Origin of the sequence: Microbacterium sp. CFBP9023 (genome assembly GCF_034045055.1) — a bacterium.
Lineage (GTDB): Bacteria > Actinomycetota > Actinomycetes > Actinomycetales > Microbacteriaceae > Microbacterium.
Genome location: NZ_JAXCWI010000001.1, coordinates 574,374 through 588,292, shown reverse-complemented (window position 1 = coordinate 588,292; position 13,919 = coordinate 574,374). Strand labels below are relative to the sequence as shown.

The window sequence follows — 13,919 nt, the reverse complement described above, 5'->3', positions numbered from 1 at the left end:
CACCGTCTTCGCGACGATCCCGTCGCCTGATCAGGAGGTCCCACCATGGCCGGACACCACACCAACGGAATCATCGATCCCCCCATCGACAACCTGCTCGACCGGGTCGACTCGAAGTACGAGCTCGTGATCTACGCCGCCAAGCGCGCCCGTCAGATCAACGACTACTACTCCGACCTCCACGAGGGCAACCTGTTCGACAACGTCGGGCCGCTCGTCGACTCGTCCGTCGAGGACAAGCCGCTGACCATCGCTCTGCACGAGATCAACGAGGACAAGCTCCGCCTCCGTCACGCCGAGTGACGTCCGATGACCGCACCGCCGACTGATGTCGGCGGTGCGGTCCATCATGGGAGCCACCCCCTTCCTGCTGTCCGATTCCGTTCTGGAGCCCTGATGAGCGCGCTGCGTCTGTTCACGTCCGAGTCCGTCACCGAGGGGCACCCCGACAAGATCTGCGACCAGATCTCGGACAGCATCCTCGACGGACTCATCGCGAAAGACCCCGGCTCCCGGGTCGCCGTCGAGACGCTGGTGACCACCGGTCTCGTCCACGTCGCCGGCGAGATCCGCACCGAGGCGTACGTCGACATCCCGACGATCGTCCGCCAGGTGGTCAACGGCATCGGCTACACCTCGAGCGAGACCGGCTTCGACGGAGATTCCTGCGGTGTGAGCATCTCGGTGGGAGAGCAGTCGACCGACATCGCCCACGGCGTCGACAACGCCCAGGAGCACCGCGACGGCGGCTCCATCGATCCTCTCGACGGCCTCGGCGCTGGCGACCAGGGCATCATGTTCGGCTTCGCGACGAACGAGACCCCGCAGCTCATGCCCATGGCTGCGTGGACCGCGCATCGCATCGCGGAGCGGCTCAGCGAGGTCCGACGATCGGGTGCGCTGCCGTTCCTGCGCCCGGACGGCAAGACCCAGGTCACTCTCGGATATGAGGGCTTCACCCCCAAGACCGTGGATGCCGTCGTGCTGTCGACCCAGCACCACCCCGACATCTCGCAGGACGACCTCAAGGCTCAGGTGCGCGAGCACGTGATCGATCCGATCCTGGCCTCCACGGGGCTCGATCTCGGCGACCTCACGTACTACATCAACCCCGCCGGTCCGTTCGTGACGGGCGGCCCCAAGGGCGATGCCGGACTCACCGGACGCAAGATCATCATCGACACCTACGGCGGAGCGGCGCGACATGGTGGCGGTGCCTTCAGCGGCAAGGATCCGTCGAAGGTCGACCGCTCCGGCGCCTATGCCACGCGCTGGGTGGCCAAGAACGCGGTCGCCGCAGGACTCGCCGACCGTCTCGAGGTCCAGGTCGCCTACGCGATCGGGGTCGCTCGTCCGGTCGGTCTCTACGTCGAGACATTCGGCACGGGCAAGGTGTCCGACGAGGTGATCACGCGCGCCATCGACGAGGTCTTCGATCTGCGTCCCCAGGCGATCATCGAGCAGCTCGACCTCCTGCGCCCGATCTACGCGCAGACCGCCGCCTACGGGCACTTCGGACGCGAGTTGCCGGAGTTCACGTGGGAGCGCACCGACCGCGCGGAAGAGCTGCGGCGCGCTGCAGGACTCTGAGGGCCGCATGCCTGATGGCGTCCCTTCTCCTCTGACATCGCAGAGTCGGAGGATCGCGCGCGTGCTCTTGGACTCGCCGCTTCCACAGTTGGATCGTCTCTTCGACTACGCCGTGCCTGCGGAGCTCGGAGACGTCCCTCTGGGTGTGCGCGTGCGTGTGCCCCTGCGTACCGCCGGTCGTGTCATCGACGGCTACGTCGTCGAACTCGACACCGAACACGATGGCGACAGGCCACTGTCCGAGGTCGACAGCGTCGTATCCCCTGTGGCGGTGCTTCCGGAGCGTCTCTACCGCCTCGCGCGCCGCGCCGCCGATCGCGCTGCGGGCTCCGCCTCCGACGTCCTGCGGCTCGTCATCCCGAAGCGCCAGGTGCGGGTGGAGAAGGCCTGGAGCGACGACTCCCCGGAGCTCGCCCCATCAGACGAAGCACTCTCGGCCGCATCCGAGCTGATCGCGTCCTACGACTCGCTCGCCGATGTGCTCGATGCGGGCGGCCGGGCCGCGGTCGAGGCGATCCCCGTGCGCCATCAGGACGATCCCGGGTGGGCGGCTCTTCTCGCGTCCGCAGCGGCGCGGACGCTGGCAGCGGGCCGCTCCAGTGTTCTCGTCGTGCCTGACCACCGCGACCTCGATCAGCTGCTCGCCGCTCTCGGCTCGTATGTCCCTGACCAGGCCGTCGTGCGCTTCGACTCGCGCCAGACGAACCCCGATCGGTACCGCGCGTTCCTCCGCTCGCTCGAGGACGCGCCGTGCATCGTGGTGGGCAATCGTTCTGCGGTGTACGCGCCGGTTCGTGCGGGCGTCGTCGCTGTGTGGGACGACGGCGATCCTCTCCTCGGCGAGCCGCTCGCGCCGTACATCAACGCACGGGACGCTGCTCTCCTCCGTCAGGAGCAGGAGGGATCCGCACTGCTGTTCGTCGGCCACACCCGCACCACCGACGTCGAACGCCTCGTCGCCCACGGATGGCTGCAGGATGTCCGGGCCGCGCGTCGGGTGCTGCCGCGCGTGATCCTCAGCACACCCCAGGAGATGGATGCTCCGACTGCACAGCGGATGCCGTCGTCCGCGTTCCTCTCCGCGCGCAATGCCGCAGCCGAGGGACCGGTGCTGGTGCAGGTGTCACGACCGGGGTTCGCCCCGTCGCTGGTCTGCGCGGAATGCCGGGCGCCTGCACGGTGCGCCCACTGCGGCGGACCGCTCGGAGCCAAGCACCGTGGTGCCGTGCCGGTGTGCGCCTGGTGCGGCAGGGGAGCCCGAGCGTGGGCGTGCCCGGCGTGCGCGTCGACCAAGCTGCGCCTCGCCTCCTCGGGCAGCGAGCGGACGGCGGATGAGCTGGGCAAGGCGTTCCCCGGAATCCGGGTCATCGTGGCAGACAGCGCTCATCCGGTCGAGCGCGTCGCCGACAAGCCGGCCCTCGTCGTCGCGACACGGGGGGCCGAGCCGCTGGCGGAGGGCGGATACCGTGCCGTGGTCCTGCTCGACGGACCGAGGATGCTCCAGGCCCCCGACCTGCGGATCGGCGAGTCCTGTCTGCGCTGGTGGTCGAACGCGGCTGCACTCGCGGCTCCCGGTGCTCCCATCCATCTGGTCGGCGTCGACGGAGCGATCGCGCGAGCGCTTGCCACCTGGAGCCAGTCCGCCTATGCGAGGACCGAGCTCTCCGAACGTGCGCCGTTGCACATGCCGCCGGCTGCGAGGGTCGCGCTGGTCGAGGGGTCGACGGCATCCGTGGCGAGAGCGCTGGCGTCGCTGCAGGAGCTCGCTCTGCCCTCCGACGCGGTACTCGGCCCGGTGCCGATCGAGTCTGACGACTACCCGCCGCGTGTCAGGGCCCTGATCCGGTTCGACTACAGCGCGGGTGCCAGGGTCGCCACCACGTTGCGGGCCGCGGTCGTCGCCGAAGCGGTCAGCAACCGGCGGGGCAAGGGCAAGTCGACTCGGAGCGCCCTCACGGTTCGACTCGATATCCTCGATCCGGAACTCTGAACGCGAAGAACCACCTCGCGCTCCGATTTCACCCGATCCACCCCCGCATCCCTCCGGAGCACCTTCATGCGTCTCGTCTTCGCCGGCACACCGTCGGCAGCCGTCCCCACACTCCGCCGCCTCGCGGCCGAGCACGACATCGCTGCGGTCGTCACCCGCCCGGACGCGCCGCTGGGCCGCAAGCGGGTGCTCACGCCGTCGCCTGTCGCTCACGCCGCCGACGAGCTCGGACTGCCGGTCATCAAGGCGGCTCGTCTCGACGACGACGCGACGGCCGCCATCACCGCGCTCGATGTCGAGCTCGGTGTGATCGTGGCGTACGGCGGACTCGTTCGCGAGCCGCTGCTCTCCACACCGTCGAAGGGCTGGATCAATCTGCATTTCTCGCTCCTCCCGCAGTGGCGCGGTGCCGCACCCGTGCAGCGCGCACTGATCAACGGCGATGCGCAGATGGGCGCCAGTGTGTTCCAGCTCGTTCCCGCGCTCGATGCCGGTGATGTCTTCGCGACGCGGGTCGTCGCGGTCGCTCCCGAGGCGACGGCGGATGCCGCACTCGACGCACTCGCTCTCGATGGCGCCGAACTAACGGCGGAAGTGGTCGCGGCCATCGCCGACGGCACTGCGCGCGCTGTGCCCCAGGAGGGGGAGGCGTCGCTGGCCCCGAAGCTGACTCTCGACGATGGTCTGCTCGATTGGACCCGCCCGCTCAGCGAGGTGTTCGCGCGGTTCCGTGGAGTCACCCCCGAACCGGGCGCCCACACGACCGTCGACGGGATCCGCCTCAAGGTGCTGGAGGCCACTCCCTCGGAAAGCGACGTCGCCCTCGCGCCGGGCGCGTTCACCGCGACCAAGTCCGCTCTCCTCATCGGAACGGCCTCGGCCCCGCTCGCGGTCACGCGTGTGCAGCCCTCGGGCAAGGGCGCGATGAGCGCGGTCGACTGGTGGCGCGGGCAGCGCGACACCGAGAACCTGCGAGCCGGCGCATGAGCGGGCGGCAGGACGACGGCGCACGTCGCGAGCCGCGTCGCGGCGAGTCCGGCCGCGGATCCCGTTCGGGACCGAGCACGCCGCGCGATCAGCGTCCACGTGACGGCCAGGCTCGGGGCGGGAAGCGCGACGGACAGTTCCGCGGCCCGCAGCGCACGGCGCCGCAGCGCACGGTGCAGCCTGCGCGGCGCGTGGCCTACGACGTGCTGCGGGCGGTGTCGGAATCGGATGCCTACGCGAACCTGATCCTTCCGGCCGCGATCGCGGACGCAGGACTCACTCCACAGGACGCCGCTCTCGCCACAGAACTCGCCTACGGCACACTGCGACGCCGCGGAACGTATGACGCGATCATCGCCGCGGCCGCCGACAGGCCTGTCGAGGAGATCGACGCCGGTGTGCTCGACGCGCTGAGACTCGCGACCCATCAGCTGCTCGCGACCCGCGTCGCGTCGCACGCGGCCGTCAACGAGTCGGTGAACATCGTCGCCGCCACCCAGGGCCGCGGTGCATCCAGCTTCGCGAACGCCGTGCTGAGGCGAATCTCCCGCGAGACGCCGGGGGAGTGGGAGCAGCGCATCGAGTCCTCCGCGCGGTCGGACGACGAGCGGCTGGCGCTGCGCTCCGCTCACCCCGTCTGGGTCATCCGTGCCCTGCGTCGCGCGTTGGCCGCTGAAGGTCGCGTCGAGGAGCTCGACGACCTACTCGACGCCGACAACGCCTCGCCGGAGGTCACTCTCGTCGCTCTGCCCGGCCTCGCCGAGCCCGGGGAGCCACGTCGACCGTATGCGCCGACGGCCTACGGATCTCAGGGCGGCGACCCGCACCACGTGATCGCCTCCTCGGGCGGCACGGTGCGTGTGCAGGATGAAGGGTCGCAGCTCGTCGCACTGGCTCTCGCCGAAGCTGCGCCGATCCGTTCCGGCGAACGCTGGCTCGACCTGTGCGCAGGCCCCGGCGGCAAGACGGCGCTGCTCGCGGCGGTCGCGCGACAGCACGATGTGTCGCTGGAGGCGAACGAGGTGGTGCCCACCCGTGCGCGACTCGTCCGCAACGCCCTGCGCGCCGTGCCCGCCGATGTCGTGGTTCATGAAGAGGACGGCCGCACGTTCGGCACCTCCCACGCGGGCCAGTTCGATCGCATCCTCGTCGATGCGCCGTGCACGGGACTCGGGGCTCTGCGGCGGCGGCCCGAGGCGAGATGGCGCAAGACCCCCGGTGATGTCGCCGAGCTGGTGCCGCTGCAGGTCGAACTGCTCTCGGCGGCCCTCGACGCGCTGGCGCCCGGCGGCATCGTCGCGTACGCGACCTGCTCGCCGCATCTCGCCGAGACGACGGGCGTCGTCCAGGAGGTGCTCCGTGGCCGCACCGACATCACCGAGCTCGATGCGCGTGCGGTCCTCGAGGGTGTCGTGACCTCACCGATCGATCTCGGCAGCGACGGCACCGGGCGGGTCCAGCTGTGGCCGCACCGGCACGGGACCGATGCGATGTTCCTCGCGCTCCTCCGACGAGCAGACACCGATCAGCGCGACGCCAGCGCCGAGCAAGGAGACTAGAGAGTGGACCTGCCCCGCGCACCGCGCATCAACCCCAGCATCCTGGCCGCCGACTTCGTGAACATGCAGCGTGATCTCGCCAAGATCGCCACTGCCGACTTCGCGCATGTCGACGTCATGGACAACCACTTCGTCCCGAACCTCACGTTCGGGCCGCAGATGGTCGAGCGGATCCAGGCGACCAGCCCGATCCCGCTCGACGTGCATCTGATGATCACCGACCCCGAGCGGTGGGCTCCCGCGTATGCGGAGCTCGGTGCCGCGAGCGTCACGTTCCACCTCGAGGCCGCCGCCGATCCGATCTCGCTGGCCCGCACTCTGCGCAGCATCGGGGCGAGGGCCGGAGTGGCGATCAAGCCGGACACACCCGCGGACGGTCTCTACAGCGTGCTCGAGGAGTTCGACCAGATCCTCGTGATGACCGTCGAACCAGGGTTCGGCGGGCAGGGATTCATGCCCGAGACGATGCCGAAGCTGCGCGCTCTCGCCGACGAGGCGAAGCGGCGAGGGTCGAACGTCTGGCTGCAGGTCGACGGCGGGATCTCCGATGCGACGATCGAGGCGGCGGCCGCCGCCGGCGCAGACACCTTCGTCGCAGGATCCGCGGTCTACGGCGCCGACGACGTCGAGGCGGCCGTCACCCGGCTCAGAGACCGCGCCAGAGCCGCTAGCCTGGAATCGTGAAGACTTTCGACGAGCTGTTCGCCGAGCTCAGCGTCAAGGCCGAGACCCGCCCCGAGGGATCAGGCACGGTTGCAGAGCTCGACGGCGGCGTGCACACGATCGGCAAGAAGATCGTCGAGGAGGCTGCCGAGGTCTGGATGGCGTCCGAGTACGAGTCCGACGAGGCCGCTGCAGAGGAGATCTCGCAGCTGCTGTACCACGTGCAGGTGATGATGCTCGCGAAGGGCCTGAGCCTGCAGGACGTCTACCGACATCTGTGAAGCGCTCCGCCCCACTCGCTTCGATCTGAAGGCATCCCATGCTGCGCATTGCTGTTCCCAACAAGGGCTCTCTCTCCGAGACGGCCGCCGACATGCTCGCGGAGGCCGGCTACGCCGGTCGTCGTGACCCCAAGACGCTCCACGTCGTCGACAGCGACAACGACGTCGAGTTCTTCTACCTCCGTCCGAAGGACATCGCGACGTACGTCGGCTCCGGCGCCATCGATGTCGGCATCACCGGTCGCGACCTGCTTCTCGACGCCCGCATGCCCGGCGCGCGCGAGATCGAGGCGCTCGGCTTCGCCGGCTCGACCTTCCGCTTCGCCGCGCCCTCGGGGCGCTACACCGAGGTGTCCGAGCTCGACGGTCTGCGCATCGCGACCTCGTATCCCGGTCTCGTCGACGCGTTCCTCGATGAGCGCGGAATCGCGGTCGACCTCGTGCCGCTCGACGGTGCGGTGGAGTCCGCCGTGCGCCTCGGTGTGGCCGACGCCGTGGCTGACGTCGTCGAGACGGGCACGACCCTGCGTCAAGCGGGGCTCGACGTCTTCGGTCCCGTGATCCTGCAGTCCGAGGCCGTGCTGATCGCGGGTCCGCAGGACGCCGAGGGATCCGAGACGCTTCTCCGCCGTCTCCGCGGCGTCATGGTGGCCCGCCGGTTCGTGATGATCGATTACGACCTGCCGCTCGCTCTGCTCGACGACGCCGTGAAGATCGCCGGCGGCATCGAGTCTCCCACCGTCTCGCCCCTGCGCGACCCCGAGTGGGTCGCGGTGCGGGTCATGGTGGCCCGCGCGCGGGTCAACCCCGTGATGGATGCGCTCTACGCTCTCGGTGCCCGAGCGATCCTCGTCACGGCGATCCACAACGCGAGGCTCTGATGGCGCTCGCGAGTCGCGTCATCCCCTGCCTCGACGTCGCCGCCGGCCGCGTCGTCAAGGGAGTCAACTTCGAGAACCTGCGCGACATGGGCGACCCGGTCGAGCTTGCCCGCCACTACGCGGCGCAGGGCGCCGATGAGATCACCTTCCTCGACGTGACCGCGACGGTCGATGCACGCGCGACGACCTACGAAGTCGTCCAGCGCACCGCCGAGCAGGTGTTCGTGCCGCTGACGGTCGGCGGGGGAGTCCGCAGCGTCGACGACGTGTCACGCCTGCTGTCCGTCGGAGCCGACAAGGTCGGTGTGAACTCCGCTGCGATCGCGCGCCCCGAGCTGATCGGCGAGATCGCCGACCGCTTCGGGGCGCAGGTGCTCGTGCTGTCGCTCGATGTCAAGCGGGCCGACACGACCGCATCCGGCTTCGTGGTCACCACCCACGGCGGACGCACGCAGACCACCCTCGACGCACTCGACTGGGCGCGAGAGGCCGCTGAACGCGGCGCGGGCGAGCTGCTCGTCAACTCGATCGACGCCGACGGCACGCGAGACGGCTTCGATCTCGAGCTGGTGAAGCTGATGCGCGAGGCAGCCTCCGTGCCCGTGATCGCGTCGGGCGGAGCAGGCAAGGCCGCAGACTTCGCTCCGGCGATCAAGGCCGGGGCGGATGCGGTTCTGGCAGCCAGCGTGTTCCACACCGGCGCGCTCACGGTCGGCGACGTGAAGGATGCACTGCGTGCGGAAGGAGTGCTCGTCCGATGAGCGACGTCGAAGAGCGCATCGCGCAGGTCGCCTTCAATGACGACGGTCTCGCACCGGTGATCGTGCAGCAGTGGGACACTGCAGAGGTCCTGATGCTCGCCTGGGTGGATGCCGAGGCGCTGCGACGTACCCTCACCACCGGACGTGCGGTCTACTGGTCTCGATCCCGCCGGGAGTACTGGCGCAAGGGCGACACCTCGGGCAACATCCAGGTGGTGCACGAGGCGCGGCTCGACTGCGACGGCGATGCGATCCTGCTTCGTGTCGACCAGACGGGACCGGCCTGTCACACGGGCACGCGTACCTGCTTCGACACGACCGACCTGCAGGCCGTCGAGGGGGGCTCCGCAGAATGACGCTCGCACGCAGAGGCCGGTCGATCGCCGTCTCGGGGTTCCTCCTCTCCGGTGCGATCGGCATCATCTCGTCGACGCAGACCTGGCTGACCGTCGCGCGCACCGATGCGGGAGAGGCGATCCTCGTGCCGGGGGCGTCGGCGCTGCCCTTGCTCGCGCCTCTCAGCCTCGCCGTGCTGGCGCTCGGCATCGCGCTCTCGATCGTCGGTCCCGTGCTCCGGCTGATCTTCGGCGTGCTCGCCACCGCTGCCGCGCTCTTCCTCGGGTGGACGACGCTCCAGTTGGTGCTGACCGAGCCGCTGAGCGCTGTCGGCCCCACCGTCACCGAGACGACCGGTCTCGCCGGGAGCTCGGCGATCACGGACGTGGTCGCCGGCATCGAGCTCTCCGCCTGGCCCGTCATGACGCTCATCGGCTGGGTCATCCTGCTCGCGGCATCCCTCGTCGTGCTCATCACGTGGCGCCGCTGGAAGCGCGGCGGCCGCCGCTACCGCACCGATGCCGCACATGTGGACGCGACCGCCGGCCCCGTGGACGCGATCGATTCGTGGGACGACCTGTCTCGCGGAACCGACCCGACGCGATGACCCCGATAGACTTGACCCGAACCAGCACGTCGTCCCCCGGAGGAGACCATGACCAACCCGATCGCTGACCCCGGCCACGGACACTCGCCTGCCGCATGGACGGGCGTCATCATCATGCTCGCCGGCTTCACGATCGGCACGCTGGCGTTCTGCCTCGCCGAGTTCAGCCCCGTCTGGGTCGCCCTGATCTGGGTCGGCGCGGCCATCATCCCGATCGGCGCGCTCGTGGGCTGGCTGCTCGCGAGGGCCGGCTACGGCGTGAAGGGCCCCAAGTACTCGCCGAAGGCGCACTAATGGTGCTCGCCGACCTCACGGCCGGCGCAGTCGCAGACGCTGAGCGTCGCGCTCTCACCAGGCCACTGGCCGAGGTGGAACGCGATGCTCTCGCACGCCCCGCCGCCAAGGACGCCCTGGCGTTCCTCGCTCCCGCCGAGCGCGTGAAGATCATCGCCGAGGTGAAGCGCGCGAGCCCGTCGCGTGGCGCCCTGGCCGAGATCCCGGATCCCGCTTTCCAGGCGTCGCTGTACGAGACGGGCGGCGCGTCGGCGATCAGCGTCCTGACCGAGGAACGCCGGTTCGGCGGCAGCCTCGCCGATCTCGAAGCCGTCACCGCGCGCGTGTCCCTTCCCGTGCTGCGCAAGGACTTCATCGCGAATCGATATCAGGTCCTCGAAGCACGAGCCGCCGGTGCCGATCTCGTGCTGCTGATCGTCGCGGGGCTCGAGCCGCATGTGCTCCGTGAGCTCTTCGGCTTCATCACCGAGCTCGGCATGACGCCGCTCGTCGAGACGCACTCGGCCGACGAGCTCGAGGTCGCGATCGATCTCGGGGCATCGCTGATCGGCGTCAATGCGCGCGACCTGAAGACCCTCGAGCTCGACCGCGATCTCTTCGGCCGTCTCGTCGACCGGATCCCTGAGACCGCGGTCAAGATCGCGGAATCCGCGGTCCTCACACCTGAAGACGTCAGGCACTACCGCTCAGCGGGCGCTGACGTCGTCCTGATCGGGGAGGCGCTCGTCACGGGCGACCCGGTCGCCACACTCAAGAGCTTCCTGGAGGCGTGATGAGCCTGCGAGACCAGCACGGTCCACTGTTCGGCGACTACGGCGGACGCTACATGCCCGAGTCGCTGATCGCCGCGATCGACGAGCTCTCGGCGGCATACGCCGACGCGATCGTCGATCCGGTCTTCCGCGACGAGCTGGCGTCTCTGCTCAGCTCCTACGCCGGGCGCCCGTCGCCGCTCACCGAGGTCGCCCGGTTCGCCGAGCACGCCGGCGGAGCGCGAGTGTTCCTCAAGCGCGAGGACCTCAACCACACCGGCTCGCACAAGATCAACAACGTGCTGGGGCAGGCGCTGCTGACGAAGCGCCTCGGCAAGACCCGCGTGATCGCCGAGACGGGGGCAGGCCAGCACGGCGTCGCCACGGCTACCGCTGCCGCTCTCTTCGGCCTCGACTGCACCATCTACATGGGCGAGGTCGACACCGAGCGCCAGGCGCTCAACGTCGCGCGGATGCGACTGCTCGGCGCCGAGGTGATCGCGGTCACCTCCGGATCGCGCACGCTGAAGGACGCGATCAACGACGCGTACCGCGACTGGGTGGCGAGCGTCGAGACGACCAACTACATCTTCGGCACCGCGGCGGGGCCGCACCCGTTCCCCGCGATGGTTCGGGACTTCCAGAAGATCATCGGCGAAGAGGCTCGCCAGCAGCTGCTCGACGAGGTCGGCCGACTGCCTGACGCGGTCATCGCGTGCGTCGGAGGCGGCTCGAACGCGATCGGAATGTTCGATGCGTTCCTCGACGACGCCGGCGTGAAGCTCTACGGAGTCGAGGCGGCCGGCGACGGCGTCGACACACCTCGCCACGCGGCCTCCATCGAGCGTGGGCGTCCCGGCATCCTGCACGGCGCGAAGACCTACGTCCTCCAAGACGAAGACGGCCAGACGGTCGAGTCGCACTCGATCTCCGCAGGTCTCGACTACCCGGGCGTGGGCCCGGAGCACTCCTGGCTCGCCGACATCGGTCGCGCCGAGTACATCCCGGCGACCGACGACGAGGCCATGCAGGCGCTGCGCCTGCTGAGCCGCACCGAAGGCATCATCCCCGCCATCGAGTCCGCCCACGCCCTCGCGGGCGCCCTGCGCCTCGGACGTGAGATGGGTCCGGACGCCGTGCTCGCGATCTGCCTGTCGGGTCGCGGCGACAAGGACATGGACACAGCAGCCCGCTACTTCGACCTCTACGACGCCGAGGCGCTCGCGCACGATGTCGCCGACGAGAGCGACGTCGAAGCAGCCGCGTCGAAGGGGGAGCCGGAGCTGTGAGCCGCGTCGAACAGGCGATCGCCGCCGCCCATGACGCGGGCCGCAGCGCCTTCGTCGGATACCTCCCCGTCGGCTACCCCGACCTCGAGACGAGCATCCGCGCCGCCATCGCCCTCGCCGAGAACGGCGTCGACATCATCGAGCTCGGACCGCCCTACAGCGACCCGGTGATGGACGGCGCCGTGATCCAGGAGGCGACCACCGCGGCTCTCGCGAACGGCTTCAAGATGAAGGACCTCTTCACGGCCGTGCGCGCGATCACCGACGCCACCGATGTGCCCGTCCTGGTCATGACGTACTGGAATCCGGTGTTCCAGTACGGCGTCGATCGCTATGCGGACGACCTGCTGGCCGCGGGGGGAGCGGGCCTGATCACGCCCGACATCACCCCTGACGTGGCAGGGGAGTGGATCGCAGCGAGCGAGCGCACGGGCCTCGACCGCGTCTTCCTCGCCGCGCCCACCTCGACCGACGAGCGCCTCGACCTCGTCGTGAAGTCGTCCACCGGCTTCGTCTACACCGTCTCGACCATGGGCATCACCGGTGAGCGCACCGAGCTCGACCGCGCTGCGCGCACCCTGGTCGGACGCCTTCGCGAGCACGGCGACATCCGCGCCTGCGTCGGGATCGGCATCTCGACCGCCGAGCAGATCGCCGGAGTCTCCGAATACGCGGACGGCGCCATCGTCGGCACCGCACTCGTCCGCGCCCTCCGCGACGGCGGCATCCCCGCCCTCGCAGAGGTCACCCGAAACCTGGCGGTCGGCACGTCGTCGGCACGCCCCGTACACGAGAACTAGAATCGCACTCATGTCCCTCGCGCTCCACAGCACCTTCAGCGGCGTGCTCGCCAGCATCCCGAGCCCCACGGTCTCCTACATCGACCTCGGCCCGCTCCGGATCCACTTCTACGCGCTCTGCATCATCGCCGGCATCATCGCGGCGGTACTGCTCACCAACCACCGCCTCACCAAGCGCGGTGCAGAGCCGTGGGTCGTGATCGACATCTCGATCCTCGCCGTTCCGCTGGCCATCATCGGCGCGCGCATCTTCCACGTCCTGACCCACCCGAACTTCTACTTCGGCGAGGGCAGGAACACCTGGAACCCCTTCGAACCCGGATCCGTCTGGGCCATCTGGGAGGGCGGTATCGCCATCTTCGGCGCCCTCATCGGCGGCGCAGTGGGCGCGTACCTCGGATGCCGCTGGACCGGCATCCGCTTCTGGACCTTCGCCGACGCACTGGCACCCGGGCTCCTGCTCGCACAGGCCATGGGCCGTTTCGGCAACTGGTTCAACAACGAGCTCTACGGTCTGCCCACCGACCTGCCGTGGGGCCTCGAGATCCCCTCCGACAACTCCGCGTTCCCTCCCGGCCTCCCCGAGGGCACGCTCTTCCACCCCACGTTCCTGTACGAGGTGATCTGGAACGGTCTCGGCGTGATCGTGCTGCTCTGGCTGAGCCGCAAGGCGACCGCGTTCCAGTGGGGAAAGCTCTTCGCCATCTACCTCATCTGGTACAGCGCCGGACGTGTGGTCTGGGAGTCGATCCGCATCGATCCGAGCGAGATCATCCTGGGTCTCCGCAGCAACGTGTGGGCCGCCATCATCGGCATCATCGTGGGCATCGCGATCCTCATCGTCCAGTCTCGCCGTCACCCCGGTCTCGAGCCGTCGCCCTACCAGCCCGGCCGCGGCCGGAAGGACCTCGACGCTGATGTAGAATCGCAGAACAATCCCTCCGATTTCGTGGACGTGAGTGAGCCTCCGTCCGAAGAAGTCGCCGCAGGAGCCAGCGCCACAAGCACCGCTCCCACGGACTCGGAAGGCGCTCGATAGCCCACCGGTCCGTGCGGACCCCATCGCATCCACCCGGCCAATGACGCCCCCGGGTCATCCGAAGATCTGAGGACGGTACTGGTGTATTTT

General features: G+C 69.3%; 16 protein-coding genes. All 16 read left to right on the top strand.

Annotated elements, in window-relative coordinates:
* Positions 1–45 precede the first annotated feature (45 nt).
* The 16 genes from rpoZ (at position 46) to lgt (ending at position 13,829) form a co-directional block, all read left to right on the top strand.
* Positions 46–303 (top strand): DNA-directed RNA polymerase subunit omega, encoded by a 258-nt coding sequence (gene rpoZ, locus SOM10_RS02870; RefSeq protein WP_042536631.1) that lies wholly within the window; start codon positions 46–48, stop codon positions 301–303.
* Between the two features lie 93 nt (positions 304–396).
* Positions 397–1,590: a methionine adenosyltransferase gene (gene metK / locus SOM10_RS02865; RefSeq protein ID WP_053096114.1), complete on the top strand. Its 1,194-nt coding sequence runs from the start codon at positions 397–399 to the stop codon at positions 1,588–1,590.
* Positions 1,591–1,597: 7 nt separating this feature from the next.
* Positions 1,598–3,580: a primosomal protein N' gene (locus SOM10_RS02860; protein ID WP_320488316.1), complete on the top strand. Its 1,983-nt coding sequence runs from the start codon at positions 1,598–1,600 to the stop codon at positions 3,578–3,580.
* A 66-nt stretch (positions 3,581–3,646) separates the two neighbouring features.
* On the top strand, positions 3,647–4,567 hold the full coding sequence (fmt, locus tag SOM10_RS02855; RefSeq protein ID WP_285365522.1) for a methionyl-tRNA formyltransferase: 921 nt from the start codon (positions 3,647–3,649) through the stop codon (positions 4,565–4,567).
* Positions 4,564–6,126, top strand: coding sequence for an RsmB/NOP family class I SAM-dependent RNA methyltransferase (locus SOM10_RS02850; protein ID WP_320488314.1), 1,563 nt, complete (start codon positions 4,564–4,566; stop codon positions 6,124–6,126). Before fmt ends, SOM10_RS02850 begins: the two co-directional genes overlap by 4 nt.
* Positions 6,127–6,129: 3 nt before the next feature.
* On the top strand, positions 6,130–6,810 hold the full coding sequence (gene rpe / locus SOM10_RS02845) for a ribulose-phosphate 3-epimerase (RefSeq protein WP_053096108.1): 681 nt from the start codon (positions 6,130–6,132) through the stop codon (positions 6,808–6,810).
* The gene (locus SOM10_RS02840; RefSeq protein WP_017202142.1) at positions 6,807–7,070 is read left to right on the top strand and encodes a phosphoribosyl-ATP diphosphatase; all 264 of its coding nucleotides are present in this window, start codon (positions 6,807–6,809) and stop codon (positions 7,068–7,070) included. The genes rpe and SOM10_RS02840 overlap by 4 nt, the downstream gene beginning before the upstream one ends.
* 38 nt (positions 7,071–7,108) lie before the next feature.
* Entirely contained in the window at positions 7,109–7,951 is an 843-nt protein-coding gene (hisG, locus tag SOM10_RS02835) for an ATP phosphoribosyltransferase (RefSeq protein ID WP_053096106.1), read from the top strand.
* Positions 7,951–8,712: an imidazole glycerol phosphate synthase subunit HisF gene (gene hisF, locus SOM10_RS02830; RefSeq protein WP_320488307.1), complete on the top strand. Its 762-nt coding sequence runs from the start codon at positions 7,951–7,953 to the stop codon at positions 8,710–8,712. The genes hisG and hisF overlap by 1 nt, the downstream gene beginning before the upstream one ends.
* Complete coding sequence (hisI, locus tag SOM10_RS02825) at positions 8,709–9,068, top strand: phosphoribosyl-AMP cyclohydrolase (protein ID WP_056278765.1); 360 nt, start codon at positions 8,709–8,711, stop codon at positions 9,066–9,068. The genes hisF and hisI overlap by 4 nt, the downstream gene beginning before the upstream one ends.
* Positions 9,065–9,655 (top strand): Trp biosynthesis-associated membrane protein, encoded by a 591-nt coding sequence (locus SOM10_RS02820; protein WP_285365525.1) that lies wholly within the window; start codon positions 9,065–9,067, stop codon positions 9,653–9,655. The genes hisI and SOM10_RS02820 overlap by 4 nt, the downstream gene beginning before the upstream one ends.
* A 48-nt stretch (positions 9,656–9,703) precedes the next feature.
* Positions 9,704–9,949, top strand: coding sequence for an HGxxPAAW family protein (locus tag SOM10_RS02815; protein ID WP_053096098.1), 246 nt, complete (start codon positions 9,704–9,706; stop codon positions 9,947–9,949).
* 2 nt (positions 9,950–9,951) lie between these two features.
* A complete protein-coding gene (gene trpC, locus SOM10_RS02810; protein ID WP_053099114.1) occupies positions 9,952–10,722 on the top strand; it encodes an indole-3-glycerol phosphate synthase TrpC in 771 nt (256 codons plus the stop codon).
* A complete protein-coding gene (trpB, locus tag SOM10_RS02805; protein WP_320488302.1) occupies positions 10,722–11,990 on the top strand; it encodes a tryptophan synthase subunit beta in 1,269 nt (422 codons plus the stop codon). Before trpC ends, trpB begins: the two co-directional genes overlap by 1 nt.
* Entirely contained in the window at positions 11,987–12,790 is an 804-nt protein-coding gene (gene trpA / locus SOM10_RS02800; RefSeq protein ID WP_053096094.1) for a tryptophan synthase subunit alpha, read from the top strand. The genes trpB and trpA overlap by 4 nt, the downstream gene beginning before the upstream one ends.
* 10 nt (positions 12,791–12,800) lie before the next feature.
* A complete protein-coding gene (lgt, locus tag SOM10_RS02795) occupies positions 12,801–13,829 on the top strand; it encodes a prolipoprotein diacylglyceryl transferase (protein ID WP_053096092.1) in 1,029 nt (342 codons plus the stop codon).
* Positions 13,830–13,919 lie beyond the last annotated feature (90 nt).